The organism is Pseudomonas sp. P5_B2 (assembly GCF_056400445.1).
The window spans coordinates 1-599 of the sequence record NZ_JBFULH010001431.1; the positions used below are offsets into that span (position 1 = coordinate 1).

1 protein-coding gene and 1 pseudogene are annotated in these 599 nt (G+C 56.9%); both read left to right on the plus strand.

The window, feature by feature from the left end:
• Nucleotides 1-173: pseudogene (locus AC1DRJ_RS31655) on the plus strand (glutamine--tRNA ligase); the annotation flags it as partial.
• Between the two features lie 17 nt (nt 174-190).
• Nucleotides 191-599, plus strand: a 409-nt coding sequence (locus AC1DRJ_RS31660; protein ID WP_477805566.1) for a class I tRNA ligase family protein, incomplete at its 3' end; no start/stop codon positions are given.

Genomic DNA, 599 nt, shown 5'->3' on the forward strand with positions numbered 1-599 from the left:
CGCTGCAAGTCCTCACCGGTTGTCGTGCCGAGCCTTCGCTTGGCAATGCACAGCCGGAAGACCGTTTCCAGTTCGAGCGCGAAGGTTACTTCGTCGCGGATATCAAGGACTCGAAACCAGGTCATCCGGTGTTCAACCGTACCGTGACCTTGCGTGATTCGTGGGGCCAGTGATTCAAGGAACCTCTAAAGTGCTTTCGATCTACAACACGCTCACCAAGAGCAAAGAAGTCTTCAAGCCGCTGGATGGCAACAATGTGCGCATGTACGTCTGCGGGATGACCGTGTATGACTACTGCCACATTGGCCACGGCCGCAGCATGGTCGCGTTCGACCTGGTGACCCGCTGGTTGCGCTTCAGCGGTTATAACCTGACTTATGTGCGCAACATCACGGACATCGAAGACAAAATCATCAATCGTGCCCGCGAAAACGGCGAGCCGTACGATGCGCTGACCGAACGCATGATCGCTGCGATGCACGAGGACGAGGCGCGCCTCAACATCCTCAAGCCGGACATGGAACCGCGGGCCACTGATCACATTCCGGGCATGCTGAGCATGATCCAGACCCTGATCGACAAGGGTTACGCCTACGCTC